This is a genomic window from Bradyrhizobium sp. USDA 3311, assembly GCF_054062495.1.
Genome location: NZ_JBSSFI010000001.1, coordinates 3,176,803 through 3,194,893, shown reverse-complemented (window position 1 = coordinate 3,194,893; position 18,091 = coordinate 3,176,803). Strand labels below are relative to the sequence as shown.

Here is an 18,091-nt window from a genome sequence, read left to right as displayed (position 1 = left end):
AGTGGGAGCTGTGCCCCACACTTCTCCCTGGGGTTATGGGTCCCGGCCTTTCGCCGGGACGACAGCGAGTGTGTAGCGCGACCGTCAGCTCAACCAGAACCTCGGTGTCGCCGGCTCCAGCCGGCCGCCCACGCGCACCGGCGCGATCCGCAGCGCGAGGCCCGTTGCATCGTCGGTCTCGATCGCAACGCCGCTGAGCGTCGCCACTCCGGCCGCCGGCTCGAACCGGCCGGAGGGAATCCCCGACGTGAACCGGCGCAGCGGTTCTTCCTTCTGCATGCCGATGATGGAATCGTAGTCGCCGGTCATGCCGGCATCCGTCATGTAGGCGGTGCCGCCGTTGAGGATCTGGTGATCGGCGGTCGGCACATGGGTGTGGGTGCCGACGACGAGGCTGGCGCGGCCGTCGCAGAAGAAGCCGATGCCCTGCTTCTCGCTGCTCGCCTCGCAATGGAAATCGACGACGATCGCATCCGCTGCAACGCCGAGCGGACAGGCGCCGAGCTCGCGCTCCAGCGCCGCAAAGGGATCGTCGAACGGAGTCATGAAGACGCGGCCCAAAGCATTGACGACGAGCGCATGCTTGCCGTTCTTGGTCTCGACCAGCGCCGCGCCGCGGCCGGGCGTGCCGCGCGGATAGTTCGCGGGCCGCACCAGGCGGTCGGCGCGCTCGATGAACACCAGGGCCTCGCGCTGGTCCCAGGAGTGATTGCCGAGCGTCACCGCGTCGGCGCCGGCATCGAGAAACTCCTGATAGATCGCTTCGGTGATGCCGAAGCCGCCGGCGGAATTTTCGCCGTTGACGACGACGAAATCGAGCGACCAGTCCTTGACCATGCCGGGCAGATATTCGGCGATGGCCGTGCGCCCCGCACGGCCGACGACATCACCCACGAAGAGAATGCGCAACTTCAGAACTCCGGAAATCGAACACGTCCGATTCCGTTAGCACATAATCCAGCGCGACGTCGTGGGATAGTGCCGGAACCGCCTCGATCTCCTGCGCGGCAAACGCAAGCCCGATGCCGACGATTTGCTTGGTCTTGCGCAAGTGAGCGAAGGTGAAGTCGTAATGCCCGGCACCATAACCGATGCGGTGGCCGAGCCGGTCGAAGGCCGCGAGCGGCGTCAGCATGATGTCGGGGATGACTTCGCTTGCTGCCGGCGACGGCTCGGGAATGCCGAGCGGGCCGAGCATCAGCCGGTCGTTCGGATGAAAGATACGGAAGACCAGCGACTGGCCGCGCGCGGTGACACAGGGCAGCGCCAGCCTTGCGCCCTCCTCGGCGAGCTTCCTCAAGAGCGGCATCGGGTCGATCTCGCTGCGGATCGGCGAATAGCCGGAGACGATGCTGCCGGGCAGCAGCTTGAACGGCAGCCCGCGCTTGGCGAGCTTGGTGGCAGCGGCGGCGCGCTTCTTCTCGCTCAGCGCGTCGCGTTTGGCGAGGGCTTTGGCACGGAGCTCGGCTTTCGAATTGGACATGCGCGCTTTCCCCCGAAGGCAGAGCCTCGCTCCGCTGTCATCACCCGCGAAAGCGGGTGATCCAGTATTCCAGAGACGCGAGTTGCAAGAACCGAGACGCCGCGGCGTACTGGATGCCCGCCTTCGCGGGCATGACACCGAGACTCAATTGAACCGCAAGCGTGTCGGGGACGCAATTTCGACAAGCACAAACCAAGCAAACAAAAGTGCGAAGCCGCGGACGCCGTTGAAGCACTCGATCCCGGAGTTCCCTACGAAAGTAGGTGGGCACCATATGTCCGGGCCCACGGGCCCGGCCAGGGACAGTTCCCTAAAGGATCGATAAGGCCCCGGGGATATATGGCTCCGGACGCGCGTCGCAGCCTCGCCTTTGCAATGTAACAACGATACTGACGAACCGCCAGCCCGCCGACGGGCTGCCGAGCTTCGGTGCAATGAAATCAGTCCTTCCTGCCGCCACGGCGGAAGTGCGCTCCCTCCCCCGCTTGCGGGGGAGGGTTGGGGAGAGGGTGTCTCCGCACTGAGATTCCCCAAGAGGTGAGAGCCCTCACCCGGCGCTTCGCGCCGACCTCTCCCGCAAGCGGGAGAGGTTGAGCCCGCGGTTACATCGAGCGGACCAACTGATCGAGTCTTCCGCGGTCCCTACCCGATCGCGATGCCGCCTCCGACGGTCCGGTTCAGGACCTGGGTCGACTTCTCGATGCGCTCAGCAGCAGCGTTCAGCGCGTTGACCACCGCGGTCTGCGTCATCCTGGCGCGCTCGACGGCGGCATTGCGGAAATCCCGCAGCTCGGTCAATTCCTGCTCCATGGTGCGGACGCGGTTGCCGGCGTCGACCAGCTCGTCGCAGACGGTCAGTGCCGCCATCACCGTAAGCCTGGCATCGCCGATCTCGCCGAATTTTCCGCGCAGCGACTGAATCCGCGTCTCCAGGCTTTCGGCGAGCTTGAGCAGCCGCACCTCCTGGCCCTCCTCGCAGGCCATGCGGTATTGCCGGCCGTTGATGGTGACGTTGATGTGGCTCATCCATCCTCTCCGGTATCGAGCACCGAGCGTATCGTGACGATCGCGGAATCCAGCCGATCGGAGATCTCGCGATTGGTGCGCTCGAGCTTGCGCGCCTTCACCAGCGCGCCGTCGAGCTCATCGGCAAGCCGCGAGCGGTCCGCGCCGAGCGCCTGGATTCGCGCGGCGAGTTCGTTCTCGTCGCGATCGGCATCGCGTCGCCGCTCAACCGCGCTTTCGAGCGCGTCGAGCGCCGCCATGAGCCTGCGGGTCGCGATCTCGATCTCGACGGCGGAGGACTCCGTCATGGCGGAACTGTTGGATACGCGATCGTTCATGCGGTCAGCGGCGGACCTTGGTGGCCTTTGCATCGGGGCTTGCCGCCCGGCAAAAGACTCGGTTCGGCAAGCGGTTAGAAGCAGAAATTTACGTGGCAAGCTAGCCCAGCGCAATGTCGCCGCGAAACTATGCACTGCTAGATCGGCCCTCGGCATGGCGGCCGGCTGGTTCCAGATCTGCATGATCCGCGGCTGCGGCTTTTCCGGATCATGCCGCAGGCAACTTTTGCGGCCAAACCGGCGTTTGATTGCCTTGGACTCCCGGAACCGAGATGCTATCCAGCCCCCAACCTCCCGTGACCGCCAGGCTCGATCCAGCGCGGCGCACACGGCCATCAAGCACCTCATTCCAGACGGATTTTCATCATGATGCAGCTCGATGCCACCCGTATGGCCCATACGCAGGTCGACCACTCCCGTATGGCCAACGCGATCCGCGGCCTTTCGATGGACGCTGTCGAGAAGGCGAAATCGGGCCATCCCGGCCTGCCGATGGGCGCCGCCGACATCGCCACGGTGCTGTTCACGCAGTTCCTGAAATTCGACGCCGCCGCGCCCGCCTGGCCGGACCGCGACCGCTTCGTGCTGTCGGCCGGCCACGGCTCGATGCTGCTCTATTCGCTGCTGTACCTGACCGGCAATGCCGACATGACGCTGGACCAGCTCAAGCAATTCCGCCAGCTCGGCGGGCTGACGCCTGGCCACCCGGAGAACTTCCACACCAAGGGCATCGAGACCACCACCGGTCCGCTCGGCCAGGGCATCTCGACCGCGGTCGGCATGGCGCTCGCCGAGAAGATGCTCGCCGCCGAGTTCGGCAAGAAGATCGTCGATCACCACACCTTCGTGCTCGCCTCCGACGGCGACCTGATGGAAGGCGTGTCGCAGGAAGCGATCGCGATGGCCGGGCACTGGAAGCTCAACAAGCTGATCGTGCTCTACGACGACAACGGCATCTCGATCGACGGCCCGACCTCGATCGCCGATTCCGTCGACCAGGTGAAGCGCTTCAAGTCCGCCGGCTGGGCCGCCGAGAAGATCGACGGCCACGACCAGGCCGCCATCACAGCGGCCATCACGCGCGCGAAGAAATCCAACAAGCCGACGCTGATCGCCTGCCGCACCACCATCGGCTTCGGCGCGCCGCACAAGGCCGGCACGTCGAAGGTGCACGGCGAGGCGCTCGGCGCCGAGGAGCTCAAGGCCGCCAAGGAAAATCTCGGCATCTCGCTCGAGCCGTTCTCGGTGCCCGACGACGTGCTGAAAGCCTGGCGCGCGGCCGGCAGCCGCGGCGCTGCGGCTCGGCAGGAATGGGAAGGACGGCTCGGCGAGCTCGGCAGCCGCAAGCGCGCCGAGTTCGAGCGCCGCCTGCGCCATGAGCGTCCGGCCTCGCTCGCAAAGGCGGTGCGCGCGTACAAGAAGGAGCTGCTGGAAAAGCCGCTGGTTGCGGCCACCCGCAAATCCTCGGAAGCGGTGATCGAAGTCATTGCCGGCGCGATGCCGATGGAATTCCTCGCAGGCTCCGCCGACCTCACCGGTTCCAACAACAACAAGGCGAAGTCGGCGACCGCCTTCTCGGCCAAGACGCCGAAGGGCCGCTTCATCCATTACGGCATCCGCGAGCACGGCATGGCCGCCGCGATGAACGGCATCTTCCTGCACGGCGGCTTCGCGCCGAACGGCGCGACCTTCCTGGTGTTCACCGATTATGCGCGTCCGGCGATGCGCCTTGCCGCGCTGATGGGCACCGGTGTGGTCTACGTGATGACGCACGATTCCATCGGCCTCGGCGAAGACGGCCCGACCCATCAGCCGGTCGAGCATCTGGCCGCGCTTCGCGCCATTCCAAACATGCGCGTGTTCCGTCCCTGCGACTCGATCGAGGTCGCCGAGTGTTGGGAGCTCGCGCTCAACCGCATCGACGGCCCGACGGTGCTGGCGCTGACGCGGCAGAACCTGCCGCAGCTCCGCACCACCGCGCCGAACGACAATCCTTGCGCGGCCGGTGCCTACGAGCTGGTTCCGGCGCAGGGCGAAGCCAAGGCGACGCTGTTCGCCTCCGGCTCCGAGGTCGAAATCGCGGTCGCCGCCCAGAAGCAGCTCGCCGAGCGCGGCATCCCGTCACGGGTGGTGTCGGTGCCCTCGCTCGAGCTTTTGTTAGCGCAACCAGAAGCCAAGCGCGCCGAGATCATCGGCAACGCGCCGGTGAAGGTCGCGATCGAGGCCGCGGTGCGCTGGGGCTGGGATGCTGTGATCGGCCAGGATGGCGAATTTGTCGGCATGCATTCGTTCGGCGCGAGCGCGCCGGCGAAGGACCTGTACAAGCATTTCGGCATTACCGCCGAGGCTGCGGTTAACGCCGTGCTGAAGCGCGTATCCTGAGAGTTGAGCTTGCCAAAAAAAAGGACTACGTAACGTCCCATATGATCAAGCACCGCCCGGCCGAACCGGGCGTCCGCCCTAAAAAACCCTCGCTGACGCGTTAGCCGCGCGTCCGGCGGGATGACAACGGTCATTGAAGGAGACGAAAGATGGCAGTCCGCGTTGGAATCAACGGTTTTGGTCGTATCGGCCGCAACGTCCTGCGGGCGATTGCAGAGTCCGGCCGCAAGGATATCGAGGTGGTCGGCATCAACGACCTCGGCCCGGTCGAGACCAATGCCCATCTGCTCCGTTTCGACAGCGTTCACGGCCGCTTCCCCGGCACCGTCACCGTCGACGGCGATTCGATCAGCCTCGGAGGCGGCAAGATCAAGGTGACCGCCGAGCGCGATCCCTCGAAGCTGCCCTGGAAGGATCTCGGCGTCGACATCGCGCTCGAATGCACCGGCATCTTCACCTCGAAGGACAAGGCCTCCGCACATCTGACCGCCGGCGCCAAGCGCGTGCTGGTCTCCGCGCCCGCCGACGGCGCCGACGCCACCATCGTCTACGGCGTCAACCACGACACGCTGACCAGGGATCACCTGGTCGTCTCCAACGGTTCCTGCACGACGAACTGCCTCGCGCCGGTCGCCAAGGTCCTGAACGATCTCGTCGGCATCGAGACCGGCTTCATGACCACGATCCACGCCTATACCGGCGACCAGCCGACGCTCGACACCATGCACAAGGATCTCTATCGCGGCCGCGCGGCGGCGATGTCGATGATCCCGACCTCGACCGGCGCCGCCAAGGCGATCGGCCTCGTGCTGCCGGAACTGAAGGGCAAGCTCGACGGCGTCGCGATCCGCGTGCCGACCCCGAACGTCTCGGTCGTCGACCTCAAGATCATTGCCAAGCGCGCCACCGACGTGAAGGAAATCAACGCGGCGATGAAGCGCGCCTCCGAGCAGCAGCTCAAGGGCATCCTCGGCTACACCAATGCGCCGAACGTCTCGATCGACTTCAACCACGATCCGCACTCCTCGACCTTCCACGAGGACCAGACCAAGGTGCAGAACGGCACGCTGGTGCGCGTGATGTCCTGGTACGACAACGAGTGGGGCTTCTCGAACCGCATGGCCGACACCGCGGTCGCGATCGCGAAGGTGATCTAACTCCGCAGCGGTTTCGTCATTCCGGGATGGTCCGTAAGGACCAGACCCGGAATCTCGAGATTCTCAGGTGCGCAACTGCGCACCAGGGTTCGCGCTAAGCGCGCCCCGGAATGACAGTCCAAATGGTTGAGGCCATCCCATGGCGAACAAATTCCGCACCCTCGACGACGTCGACGTGAAGGGCAAACGCGTGCTGCTGCGCGTCGACCTCAACGTGCCCATGGAGAACGGGCGCGTCACCGACGCAACCCGGCTCGAGCGCGTCGCGCCGACCATCACCGAGCTCGCCGACAAGGGCGGCAAGGTGATCCTGCTCGCGCATTTCGGCCGGCCGAAGGGACGCGATGCCAAGGAGTCGCTCAAGCCCATCACCGAGGCGCTGTCGAAGGTCCTGAACAAGCCCGTCGCGTTTGCCGACGACTGCATCGGCGAGCCCGCGGCCACGGCCGTGGCGGCACTCAAGGACGGCGACATCCTGTGCCTGGAAAACACCCGCTTCCACAAGGAAGAGGAAAAGAACGATCCCGCCTTCGTCGCGGAACTGGCCAGGCTCGGCGACATCTGGGTCAATGACGCGTTCTCGGCCGCGCACCGCGCCCACGCCTCGACCGAAGGCCTCGGCCACAAGCTGCCGGCCTATGCCGGCCGCACCATGCAGGCCGAGCTCGATGCGCTGGAGAAGGCGCTGGGCTCGCCGACCAAGCCGGTCATCGCGATCATCGGCGGCGCCAAGGTCTCGACCAAGATCGACCTGCTCGAAAACCTCGTCAGCAAGGTCGACGCGCTGGTGATCGGCGGCGGCATGGCCAACACCTTCCTGCACGCCCAGGGCGTCGGCATCGGCAAGTCGCTGGCCGAGAAGGATCTCGCGCCGACCGCGCTGCGCATCATCGAGAAGGCGGAAGCCGCCAACTGCGCCATCATCCTGCCGGTCGACGCCACCGTCGCCTATCATTTCGCGGCCAACGCGCCGTCCCACGCCTACGGCCTCGATGCGATCCCGGCCGACGGCATGATCCTCGACGTCGGCCCGCAATCGGTCGCGCGCGTGCACGCGGCGATCGACGACGCGGCGACGCTGGTCTGGAACGGGCCGCTCGGCGCCTTCGAGATGCAGCCGTTCGACCGCGGCACGGTCGCGGCCGCCAAGCACGCCGCCGAGCGTACCAAGGCGAAAAAGTTGATCTCGATCGCGGGCGGCGGCGACACCGTCGCGGCCCTCAACCAGGCCCACGTGGCCGGTGACTTCACCTATGTCTCGACCGCCGGTGGCGCATTTCTTGAATGGATGGAAGGCAAGCCACTGCCCGGCGTCGAGGTCCTGCGCATCAAGTAGTCAGTCGACAAGCAGCTAGCGGGCCCTGAAGGCCCAAACCGGAGAAAAAGACACATGGCTCGGATCACGTTACGTCAATTGCTCGACCATGCGGCTGAGAACGATTACGGCGTACCGGCCTTCAACATCAACAACATGGAGCAGGCGCTGGCGATCATGGACGCCGCCAACCAGGTCGATGCGCCCGTCATCATCCAGGCCTCGCGCGGTGCGCGCTCCTACGCCAACGACGTCATGCTCAAGCACATGATGGACGCGGTGACCGAGATCTATCCGCACATCCCGGTCTGCGTGCATCTCGACCACGGCAACGAGCCGGCGACCTGCATGACCGCGATCCAGGCCGGCTTCACCTCGGTGATGATGGACGGCTCGCTCAAGGCCGACGGCAAGACCCCCGGCGACTGGGGCTACAATGTCGGCGTCACCAAGACCGTGACCGACATGGCCCATCTCGGCGGCATCTCGGTCGAGGGCGAGCTCGGCGTGCTCGGCTCGCTCGAGACCGGCATGGGCGACAAGGAAGACGGCCACGGCGCCGAAGGCAAGCTCAGCCACGACCAGCTCCTGACCAATCCGGACGAGGCCGTGAAGTTCGTGCAGGAGACCAGGGTCGACGCGCTCGCGATCGCGATGGGGACTTCGCACGGTGCTTACAAATTTACCCGCAAGCCGGACGGCGACATCCTCGCCATGAAGGTGATCGAGGAGATCCACCGCAAGCTGCCGAACACGCACCTCGTCATGCACGGCTCGTCGTCGGTGCCGCAGGACCTCCAGGACATCATCAACACCTATGGCGGCAAGATGAAGCCGACCTGGGGCGTGCCTGTTGCCGAGATCCAGCGCGGCATCAAGAACGGCGTGCGCAAGATCAACATCGACACCGACAACCGGATGGCGATGACCGGCCAGATCCGGAAGGTGCTGAAGGACAATCCGGAAGAGTTCGACCCGCGCAAGTACCTGAAGCCGGCGATGGAAGCGATGACCAAGCTGTGCAAGCAGCGGCTCCAGGAGTTCAACACCGCCGGCCAGGCCTCCAAGATCAAGAAGGTCCTGACCACCGCCGAGATGGCCAAGCGCTACGCCAAGGGCGAGCTCGACCCCCGCGTCGCGTAGCGATCGCGCGGTGGCGTAAGGCCTCCGGACTCACCCTCCCCGTCATTCCGGGACACGCGAAGCGTGGGCCCGGAATCCATAACCACAGCCTGGGGTTATGGATTCCGGGCCTGCGCCTTTCGGCGCATCCCGGAATGACAGAGAACCCCCTTACCCCTGCGACGAACGTTAACTCGGCATTTGCCCGAGAACGGTCTATTTTCACGGGCAAGGGCAGAATCGTTTTGGGAGGACCTCTCGATGGATCTGACTGAGCTCAACAGGATCGCGACCGCCATGGTCGCGCCCGGCAAGGGCATCCTTGCGGCCGACGAATCCTCCGGCACCATCAAGAAGCGCTTCGACGCGATCGGCGTGGAATCGACGGAATCGAACCGGCGCGACTACCGCGAGATGCTGTTCCGATCCAGGGAAGCCATGAGCCAGTACATCTCCGGCGTGATCCTCTATGACGAGACGATCTGGCAGGATGCGAAGGACGGCACGCCGCTGGTGAAGCTGATCGAGAGTAGCGGCGCCATCCCGGGCATCAAGGTCGACGAAGGCACGCAGGCCCTGCCGATGTGCCCCGGCGAGCTCGTCACCGTCGGGCTCGACAAGCTCGCCGAGCGGCTGAAGAAATATTACGAGCGCGGCGCGCGCTTCGCCAAATGGCGCGCGGTGATCGACATCGGCAGCGGCATTCCTTCGATGACGGCGATCAGCGTCAACGCCCACGCGCTGGCGCGCTATGCGGCGCTGTGCCAGGCCGCGCAGATCGTGCCGATCGTCGAGCCGGAAGTGCTGATGGATGGCGATCACGACATCGACCGCTGCTACGAGGTCACGCAGCGCGTGCTCAACAAGACGTTTCAGGAATTGCGCGTGCAGCGCGTCGCGCTCGAAGGCATGGTGCTGAAACCGAACATGGCGATCTCAGGCAAGAAGTGCGCGAAGCAGGCCCCCGTCGAGGAGGTCGCGGAGAAGACGATACGGCTGCTCAAGGCCTGTGTGCCGGCGGCGGTGCCCGGCATCGCCTTCCTCTCCGGCGGCCAGTCGGACGAAGAGGCAACCGCGCATCTCAACGCCATGCACAAGCTCGGCCCGCTGCCCTGGGGCCTGACCTTCTCCTACGGCCGCGCGCTTCAGGCCGCGCCGCAGAAGGCCTGGTCCGGCAAGGCCGAGAACGTCGCGGCCGGCCAGCGCGCCTTCAGCCATCGTGCACGAATGAACGGCCTCGCCTCCAAAGGCGAATGGCAAAGCAGCCTGGAAAAGAAAGCGGCCTAGACCTTGTCGAACAAATCGCCTCCGCCGCGCCCGGCGCCGCGCCTTTATCTCGCGACGCCTGTTGTCGATGACCCAGCTTCGCTCGTCGCCGAGTTGCCGGGCCTGCTCGCGGCCGCCGACGTCGCGGCCGTGCTGGTGCGGCTGAAGGAGACCGACCACCGCACCATGATCTCGTGGATCAAGGCACTCGCGCCGCCGGTCCAGAAGGCCGGCGCCGCGCTGCTGATCGACGGCCATGCCGAACTGGTCGCGCGCGGCGGTGCCGACGGCGCGCACCTGCCCGGCATCGCCGCGCTGAAAGAGGCGCTGCCATCGCTCAAGCCCGATCGCATCGCCGGCGTCGGCGGGCTGACGACACGGCACCATTCCATGGATGCGGGCGAAATTGGCGCGGACTATTTGCTGTTCGGCGAGCCCGATGCAAAGGGCCAGCGTCCGTCGTCCGAGGCGATCGCCGAGCGGCTGGACTGGTGGGCCGAGCTGTTCGAGCCGCCCTGCGTCGGCTTTGCGACCTCGCTGGAAGAGGCCTACGACTTCGCCGCCAGCGGCGCCGATTTCGTGCTGGTCGGCGAGTTCGTCTGGGCCGATCCGCGCGGGGCCAAGGCCGCACTGATCGAGGCCGACGCCACGATCAAGAAGGCCCATGCGGCTGCGCTCGCAAGCCAAAATCCCGCGGGCGAGCACGGCTAGCGCCCGACATGAAGCTCCCGCGCATCACCATCCTGGCCACGCTGCTGCTCACGGTGCCCGCGGCAGCGCAACTCCAGATCACGCCGCCGGCCACGACGCCGAGCCCGCCGGCCGAGAAGCAGAAAGCCAAGCCGCCCGCGCCCCCCAAGAAGAAGGAGGCCGCGCCGGCACCGAAGCCGTCCGCCTCCCCCAAGCCGGCGCTGCCCGCGACCGTGATCCCGGCGCCTCCGACCGACAATTCCAATGTCGACCTGGTGTTCGGCGCCTACCAGCGCGGCCAGTACAAGACCGCGTTCGAGCTCGCCACCGCCCGCGCCCAGGCGGGCGATCCCAAGGCGATGACCATGCTGGGCGAGCTCTATTCCAACGCCATGGGCATCAAGCGCGACTACGCCAAGGCGCTCGAATGGTACAAGCGTGCGTCCGACGCCGGTGACCGCGAGGCGATGTTCGCGCTCGCCATGATGCGCATCGCCGGCCGCGGCGGCCCGGTCGACAAGGGCGAGGCGGTGAAGCTGATGGCCTCCGCCGCCAAGCTCGGCGAGCCCAAGGCGGCCTATAACCTCGCTTTGCTCTATCTCGACGGCCAGACCCTGCCGCAGGACGTCAAGCGTTCCGCCGAGCTGCTGCGGCAGGCGGCGGACGCCGGCCTGCCCGAGGCGCAATACGCGCTGGCGACCTTCTACAAGGAAGGCACCGGCGTGCCGAAGGACCCGGAACGCGCGGTGCGACTGCTCCAGGCGGCGTCGCTGACCGACAATGTCGATGCCGAGGTCGAATACGCCATCGCGCTGTTCAACGGCACCGGCACGCCGAAGAACCAGCCGGCGGCCGTAGCCCTGCTCCGCAAGGCGTCCCGCCAGGGCAGCGCGATCGCGCAGAATCGGCTGGCCTGGGTGCTGATCAACGGCATGGGCACGCCCGTGGACAAGGTCGAGGGGTTCAAATGGCACCTGGTGGCCAAGACCGGCGGCAAGGGCGATCCGGAGCTCGACAAGCAATTGTCCGATCTGCCGGCCGAGGACCGGGCCAAGGCCGAGGCCGCCGCCAGGAAATGGCTCGGCGCCAAATGACCTGACGCAATGACTTGACGTTGGGCCCCCCACAGGGCACCCAATCCCCCAAACAGGCGCGTTTTCGCGCCATTTCCCCCGATCAAGACCGGAAGCTCATGCTGTATTCCGCCACTATCAACGTCATGGTCAAGGCCGCGCGCCGCGCCGGCCGCAGCCTCAAACGCGATCTCGGCGAGATCGAGCATCTGCAGGTCTCGCTCAAGGGGCCGGCGAATTTCGTCTCGCTCGCCGACAAGCGCGCCGAGGAGATCCTCTACCAGGACCTCGCCAAGGCGCGGCCCGGCTACGGCTTCATCGGCGAGGAAGGCGGCACCCGCGAGGGCACCGACAAGAGCCACACCTGGATCGTCGATCCGCTCGACGGCACCACCAACTTCCTGCACGGCATCCCGCAATTCGCGATCTCGATCGGCCTCGCCCGCGAGGGTACGATCATCGCCGGCGTGATCTACAACCCCGCCAATGACGAGCTCTACATCGCCGAGCGCGGCAAGGGCGCCTTCCTCAACGACCAGCGCCTGCGCGTGGCCGGCCGCCGCCAGCTCAACGAATGCGTGGTGGCCTGCGGCCTGCCCCATATCGGCCGCGGCGACCACGAGGAATTCCGCCGCGAGATGACCGCGATCCAGGACCGCGTCGCGGGCCTGCGCCGCTTCGGCGCCGCCTCCCTCGACCTCGCCTTCGTCGCCGCCGGCCGCCTCGACGGCTACTGGGAGCGCAACCTGCAATCCTGGGACATCGCCGCCGGCATGATCATGGTGCGCGAGGCAGGCGGCACGGTGAGCGACATCGACACGACAGGCGATGCGCTGGTGACCGGGCATGTGGTGTGCGGGAACGAGTTCGTGCACGGGGAGCTGGTGAAGATTTTGCGGAAGCCTGCGTAGCGCGCCGCCCCCTCCACGTCGTCATTCCGGGGCGCGCCTCTTGGCGCGAGCCCGGAATCCATTGATCCGAGTCAATGGTGGCGCGATGGATTCCGGGTTCGCGCGATGCGCGCCCCGGAATGACAGTTTTCCCTATAGCTTCACCGGCGCCGGCGGCCCGTAGGCCTCGCCCTCCGCCGCCACCTTCTCCCGATCACCCGCCAGCACGCGCTGCACGGAGACGAAGAACACCGGCACCATCAGCAGCGCCAGGATCACCACCGCGATCATGCCGCCCATGACGATGCTGCCGAGCGCCTGCTGGCTGGCGCCGCCGGCGCCGTGGGCGATGGCCATCGGCAGCACGCCGCAGATGAAGGCAAGGCCGGTCATCAGGATCGGGCGGAAGCGCAGGCGGCAGGCCTCGATGGTCGCGTCCACCAGCGGCTTGCCTTCTTTGCGCAGATCCTTGGCGAACTCGATGATCAGGATCGCGTCCTTGGCCGCGAGCCCGATGATGGTGATCAGGCCGACGGTGAAATAGACGTCGTTGGGCAGGCCGCGCAGCATCGCCGCGATCACGGCGCCGACGATGCCGAGCGGCACGGTGAGCAGCACCGCGAGCGGAATGGTCCAGCTCTCGTAGAGCGCGGCGAGGCACAGGAACACCACGAACACCGAGAGCGCGAGCAGGAACGGCGCCTGCGAGCCCGACAGCTTCTCCTGGAGCGACTGGCCGGTCCATTCATAGCCGAAGCCGCGCGGCAGCTTGCCGGCAAGGCGCTCCATCTCGGCGATGGCGTCGCCCGAGGTAAAGCCGGGCCTGGCCTCACCGGAGATGCGCACCGCCGGGTAGTAGTTGAAGCCGGCGATCTGTGTCGGGCCGCGTGCCCACTCCACCGTGGTGAACGACGAGAACGGCACGAGCTGGCCGCGGCTGTTCTTGACGTTGTAGTTGAGGATGTCCTCGGTGCGCATGCGGTCGCGGGCGTCGGCCTGCACCACGACGCGCTGCATGCGACCGCGGTTCGGGAAGTCGTTGATGTAGTTCGAGCCGAGATTGGTCGAGATGGTGTTGTTGATGTCCTCGAAGGTGACGCCGAAGGCGCCGGCCTTCTCGCGATCGATCACGAGATTGACCACGCCCGCCTCGGGCAGGCCCTCGACATAGACTTTCTGCAGCACCGGGCTCGCATTGGCTTCCGCGATGAGCTGGTCGGCGGCGCGCATCAGTGCCGGATAGCCCTTCTGGCCGCGGTCCTGGAGACGGAACGAGAAGCCCGAGGAGTTGCCGAGATTGTCGATCGGCGGCGGCTGCAGCGCGGAGATCTTCGCATCGCGGATCGACGACGACAGATCGCGGTTGATGTCGGCAACGATCGCGGCGGCCGACTCCTTCGGCCCACGCTCCGACCAGTCCTTCAAGGTGATGAAGGCCTGCGCGGTGTTCATGCCCTGACCGGAGAAGCTGAAGCCGGTGAGGAAGGTGACGTTGTCGACGCCCGGCCGCTGCGCCAGATATTTTTCCACCTTCTCGATCACGGCTTCGGTGCGGGCGTAGGACGAATCCGACGGCGTCTGCACGTCGGTGGTGACGAAGCCCTGGTCGTCGACGGGCAGGAAGCCGCCTGGCAGGTTGACGAAGGCCCAGGACAGGCCGACGAGCAGCGCGACATAGACCAGCATCAGCCGGCCGGTGCGCTTCAGCGAGAAGCCGACGGTGCGGGAATAGCCTTCCTTGCCGCCTTCGAGCATGCGGTTGAACCAGCCGAACACGCCCTTCTTGGCGTGGCCGTGACCGGCCGCGACGGGCTTGAGCAGGGTCGCGCACAGCGCCGGCGTCAGCGACAGCGCGAGGAAGGCGGAGAAGCCGATCGCGGCCACCATGGTCACCGAGAACTGGCGGTAGATGATGCCGACCGAACCGGGGAAGAACGCCATCGGCACGAACACCGCCATCAGCACCAGCGTGATGCCGATGATGGCGCCTGATATCTGCGACATCGCCTTGCGCGTCGCCTCCTTCGGCGGCAGCCCCTCCTCGCTCATGATGCGCTCGACGTTCTCGACCACGACGATGGCGTCGTCGACGAGGATGCCCACGGCGAGCACCATGCCGAACATCGAGAGCATGTTGATGGAGTAGCCGGCGAGCAGCAACGTGGTGCAGGCGCCCAGGAGCGCCACCGGCACCACGATGGTCGGAATGATGGTGTAGCGGATGTTCTGCAAGAACAAGAACATCACCACGAACACCAGCACCACGGCTTCGACCAGCGTCGACAGCACCTTCTTGATCGAGGCCTCGACCACGGGCGTGATGTTGTAGGGGATCTCGTAGGAGATGTTGGCCGGGAAGAAGCGCGACAGCTCCTTCATCTTCTCTTCGACCGCGCTCGCGGTCGCCAGCGCATTGCCGGTCGGCGACATCAGCACGGACAGGCCCGCGGTCGGCTTGCCGTTCAGGCGCGTATTGAACTGGTAGCTGAGGCCGCCGACCTCGATGCGCGCGACGTCGCGCAGGCGCACGGTCGAACCGTCGGCATTGGCGCGCAGGATGATGGCGCCGAATTCATCGGGGGACGAGAGCTGGCCCTTGACCAGCACCAGCGCGGAGGTGCGCTGGGTCGACGTCGACGGCTCGGCGCCGATGCTGCCCGAGGCGACCTGCGCATTCTGCGCCGATATCGCCTTGTTGACGTCCTCGGCGGTCAGTCCATAGCCGACGAGCTTGGCCGGATCGACCCAGACGCGAAGCGAGCGCTCGGTCGAATACAGCGTGGCGCGGCCGACGCCGGGGATGCGGCGGATCTCGCCGAGCACGTTGCGGATCATGAAGTCGCCGAGGCCGACCTCGTCGAGGCTGCCGTCGGTCGAGTTCAGCGTGATGATCTGGAGCACCGCGCTCGAGGCTTCCTCGATCAGAATGCCCTGCTGGATCACCGCGCGCGGCAGCCGCGCCTCGACGCGCTTGATGCGGTTCTGCACCTCCACGGACGCCGCGCTGGTATCCGTGCCGGGCTGGAAATTGGCGATGATCTCGACCTGGCCGAGCGAGTCGCTGGTCGATTCGAAATTGAGGATGCCGGAGGCGCCGTTGAGCTCCTCCTCGATCAGGCGCGTGACGCTGTTGTAGAGGTTCTCCGGCGAGGCGCCGGGATAGCTGGTCGAGATCGAGATCGAGGGCGGCGCGATGATCGGGTATTGCGCGATCGGCAGCAGCGGCACCGAGATCGCGCCGATCAGACAGATGAACAGCGCCACGACCCAGGCGAAGATCGGCCTGTCGATGAAGAAACTCGCCATGGCACGTTACCGCGTCAGCTTCTGGGCGTGACGGTTGTCCGCGGTCGCGTCCGCCTCCGACCAGGATTGCGGCTTGACCTTGTCGCCGGCCGCGAACTTCTGGAAGCCTTCGACCACGACCTTGTCGCCGGCCTTGAGGCCGTCGGTGACGAACCAGATGCCGTCCTGCACCGAGCCGGTGCGCACCGGCTGCACCGCGATGCGGTTGTCATCCTTGACGACGAACACCTCGCTGCCGCCGCCGCCATTGCGCTGGATCGCCTGCTGCGGCACCGCGATGGCGTCGCTATCGAGGCCCTGGTCGAGGCGGACGCGGACATACATGCCCGGCAACAGCTCGCGCTTCGGATTGCGGAACTCGCCGCGCAGCGTCACCTGGCCGGTATGGGCGTCGACCTTGGCTTCAGAGAACAGCAGCTTGCCGTCGAGCGAATAAAGGGTGTTGTCGTCGAGCACGAGGCGCACCTTGACGGCATCGGCCTCGATGCGATCGAGATCGCCGCTCTCGAAGGCGCGGCGGAGCTGGTTGAGCTCGTTCACCGACTGGGTGAAGTCGGCATAGATCGGATCGAGCTGCTGGATGGTGGCGAGGTTGGTCTCGTTCTGCACGGCGAGCGCGCCTTCGCTGACGAGCGCTGCACCAACCACGCCGTCGATCGGCGCGCGCACGGTGGCATAGTCGAGATTGAGCTTGGCACGCGCGAGGTCGGCCTTGCGGCCCTCGACCTCGGCATGGGCCTGGCGTTCGGCGGCAACCGCCTTCTCGTTCTCGGCTTCGGGCGCTGCACGCTGGCTGGTGAGCGTGGCGATACGGTGCGCCTGCTGCTTGGCCTGCATCAACCCGGCTTCGGCCTTGGCGACCGCCGCCTCGTTGGCCATCACCTCGACCTCGAACGGACGCGGATCGATGCGATAGAGCGCATCGCCCGCCTTGACCTCGCTGCCCTGGCGGAACAGGCGCTCGACCACGATGCCGGAGACGCGCGGCCGCACATCGGAGACGCGCGTCGGCGCGATGCGGCCGGGCAATTCGCGCACCACGGCGCGGGCTTGCTGCTTGACGACGACGATGCTGACGTCAGGATCGGCAGGCTGGGCGGCGGACACGGCCGAGCTGGATTCCTCGCAAGCGGCGAGCAGCGGCGCAAAGGCCGCGAGCATCATTGCAACGCATGCCGATCGCGCACGAAGTCCTGACATGAAGTTAAGTGCCCCGATGTTGTTGAAACTGGTCACGCTCCGCGCGGGCCCGTTCTGGGCAAATCACGCGCGGCTGATGTCGTCAAAATAGAATGCGCCTGCTGCGATGCAACGCGTGGCGCGGGCGGCCCAATGTCACATGACCTATCGTGCTGAGTTCAGGTCACTTTCCGGCTCTCACCGGATTGTGAGTCGAGTTCCATCGCCGCGCGCTGCGACAGAACATCGCAATCAAACGTTTCGAGCCGGGACGTGCGTTCACGAGGGCGCAAACGACATTCAGCTACTGACGGCCAAGCGGAAGTTTTGCGATCAATCAAAGCATCACCGCTCGTGACCCGAAGCGGTCCTGCACGCGGATGGCGCGTCGTCGCATGCGCCATCCGCTCCCACAATAGATCTCTTGCGAAGAAACGAGCCTTAAGCCTTCAGGTCGGTGATCCGCATAATCGCGACCACACTCCCGTCGTTGTACGCCTGTTCTTTTGTTTCCTTGTTGCAGGTCCAGACAAAATTCTTCTTGCCCGTAAAGGTCTTTCCCTCCTGCTCAAGCCGAAGCTCCCCTTCGGTGACATGGCAGACCATGGCATTCATCATCGGGGGGCCCATGGTCTTCGACCCCGGCTGCATAATGATATCGCGCATTGAGACGGTCTTAAAACCTGGGATCAGGGATGGTGTTTCGCCTTCATATTCACGCACCACGACACCTGGCCAAGGCGTCGTATCCTTGTAGCTTGTGGCTTGAGCGGCCGCTGGCTTGACCATGGCAGCCGAAACTGCAGCCAACCCGATTCCCAGTGCGGACCTTCGATTGACCTTGCTCATTGCTTTCCTCCCGACATTACGCGAACGAGCCGCCGC

General features: G+C 65.8%; 15 protein-coding genes and 1 other RNA gene. 8 read left to right on the top strand and 8 right to left on the bottom strand.

What is annotated here, in order from left to right; genetic code table 11:
• Positions 1–84: 84 nt before the first annotated feature.
• The 5 genes from ACVWW6_RS15125 to ACVWW6_RS15105 all read right to left on the bottom strand — a co-directional run bounded on the left by ACVWW6_RS15125 (position 85) and on the right by ACVWW6_RS15105 (position 2,826).
• Positions 85–909: a TIGR00282 family metallophosphoesterase gene (locus tag ACVWW6_RS15125; RefSeq protein WP_028173440.1), complete on the bottom strand. Its 825-nt coding sequence runs from the start codon at positions 907–909 to the stop codon at positions 85–87.
• Entirely contained in the window at positions 887–1,483 is a 597-nt protein-coding gene (locus tag ACVWW6_RS15120; RefSeq protein WP_028173441.1) for a 5-formyltetrahydrofolate cyclo-ligase, read from the bottom strand. The genes ACVWW6_RS15125 and ACVWW6_RS15120 overlap by 23 nt, the downstream gene beginning before the upstream one ends.
• A gap of 207 nt (positions 1,484–1,690) precedes the next feature.
• Positions 1,691–1,851, bottom strand: a non-coding RNA gene (gene ssrS, locus ACVWW6_RS15115) — 6S RNA.
• A 274-nt stretch (positions 1,852–2,125) separates the two neighbouring features.
• Positions 2,126–2,509, bottom strand: a complete 384-nt coding sequence (locus ACVWW6_RS15110) for a cell division protein ZapA (RefSeq protein WP_028173442.1) — start codon at positions 2,507–2,509, stop codon at positions 2,126–2,128.
• Positions 2,506–2,826: a DUF4164 domain-containing protein gene (locus ACVWW6_RS15105; RefSeq protein WP_020608063.1), complete on the bottom strand. Its 321-nt coding sequence runs from the start codon at positions 2,824–2,826 to the stop codon at positions 2,506–2,508. Before ACVWW6_RS15105 ends, ACVWW6_RS15110 begins: the two co-directional genes overlap by 4 nt.
• A 366-nt stretch (positions 2,827–3,192) precedes the next feature.
• On the opposite strand from ACVWW6_RS15105, the gene tkt reads away from it, so the two are divergent.
• The 8 genes from tkt to ACVWW6_RS15065 all read left to right on the top strand — a co-directional run bounded on the left by tkt (position 3,193) and on the right by ACVWW6_RS15065 (position 12,742).
• Positions 3,193–5,208, top strand: coding sequence for a transketolase (gene tkt / locus ACVWW6_RS15100; RefSeq protein WP_404524300.1), 2,016 nt, complete (start codon positions 3,193–3,195; stop codon positions 5,206–5,208).
• 149 nt (positions 5,209–5,357) lie between these two features.
• Positions 5,358–6,365 carry a type I glyceraldehyde-3-phosphate dehydrogenase gene (gap, locus tag ACVWW6_RS15095; RefSeq protein WP_028173444.1) on the top strand — a complete coding sequence of 336 codons (1,008 nt, stop codon included), beginning with the start codon at positions 5,358–5,360 and terminating at the stop codon, positions 6,363–6,365.
• Between the two features lie 139 nt (positions 6,366–6,504).
• Positions 6,505–7,701 carry a phosphoglycerate kinase gene (locus ACVWW6_RS15090; protein WP_456680945.1) on the top strand — a complete coding sequence of 399 codons (1,197 nt, stop codon included), beginning with the start codon at positions 6,505–6,507 and terminating at the stop codon, positions 7,699–7,701.
• A gap of 54 nt (positions 7,702–7,755) precedes the next feature.
• The gene (gene fba, locus ACVWW6_RS15085; RefSeq protein WP_456680944.1) at positions 7,756–8,823 is read left to right on the top strand and encodes a class II fructose-bisphosphate aldolase; all 1,068 of its coding nucleotides are present in this window, start codon (positions 7,756–7,758) and stop codon (positions 8,821–8,823) included.
• 240 nt (positions 8,824–9,063) lie between these two features.
• On the top strand, positions 9,064–10,089 hold the full coding sequence (locus ACVWW6_RS15080; RefSeq protein ID WP_060909144.1) for a class I fructose-bisphosphate aldolase: 1,026 nt from the start codon (positions 9,064–9,066) through the stop codon (positions 10,087–10,089).
• A 3-nt stretch (positions 10,090–10,092) separates the two neighbouring features.
• Positions 10,093–10,779, top strand: a complete 687-nt coding sequence (locus tag ACVWW6_RS15075; protein ID WP_456680943.1) for a thiamine phosphate synthase — start codon at positions 10,093–10,095, stop codon at positions 10,777–10,779.
• An 8-nt stretch (positions 10,780–10,787) separates the two neighbouring features.
• Complete coding sequence (locus ACVWW6_RS15070; RefSeq protein WP_211433871.1) at positions 10,788–11,852, top strand: tetratricopeptide repeat protein; 1,065 nt, start codon at positions 10,788–10,790, stop codon at positions 11,850–11,852.
• Positions 11,853–11,950: 98 nt separating this feature from the next.
• Complete coding sequence (locus tag ACVWW6_RS15065) at positions 11,951–12,742, top strand: inositol monophosphatase family protein (RefSeq protein ID WP_028173448.1); 792 nt, start codon at positions 11,951–11,953, stop codon at positions 12,740–12,742.
• 132 nt (positions 12,743–12,874) lie between these two features.
• Here the strand turns inward: ACVWW6_RS15065 and ACVWW6_RS15060 are convergent, their stop codons facing one another.
• The 3 genes from ACVWW6_RS15060 to ACVWW6_RS15050 all read right to left on the bottom strand — a co-directional run bounded on the left by ACVWW6_RS15060 (position 12,875) and on the right by ACVWW6_RS15050 (position 18,055).
• Entirely contained in the window at positions 12,875–16,027 is a 3,153-nt protein-coding gene (locus ACVWW6_RS15060; protein WP_304550862.1) for a multidrug efflux RND transporter permease subunit, read from the bottom strand.
• 6 nt (positions 16,028–16,033) lie between these two features.
• Positions 16,034–17,227 (bottom strand): efflux RND transporter periplasmic adaptor subunit, encoded by a 1,194-nt coding sequence (locus tag ACVWW6_RS15055; RefSeq protein ID WP_304550861.1) that lies wholly within the window; start codon positions 17,225–17,227, stop codon positions 16,034–16,036.
• A 420-nt stretch (positions 17,228–17,647) separates the two neighbouring features.
• Complete coding sequence (locus ACVWW6_RS15050) at positions 17,648–18,055, bottom strand: hypothetical protein (RefSeq protein WP_028173451.1); 408 nt, start codon at positions 18,053–18,055, stop codon at positions 17,648–17,650.
• Positions 18,056–18,091 lie beyond the last annotated feature (36 nt).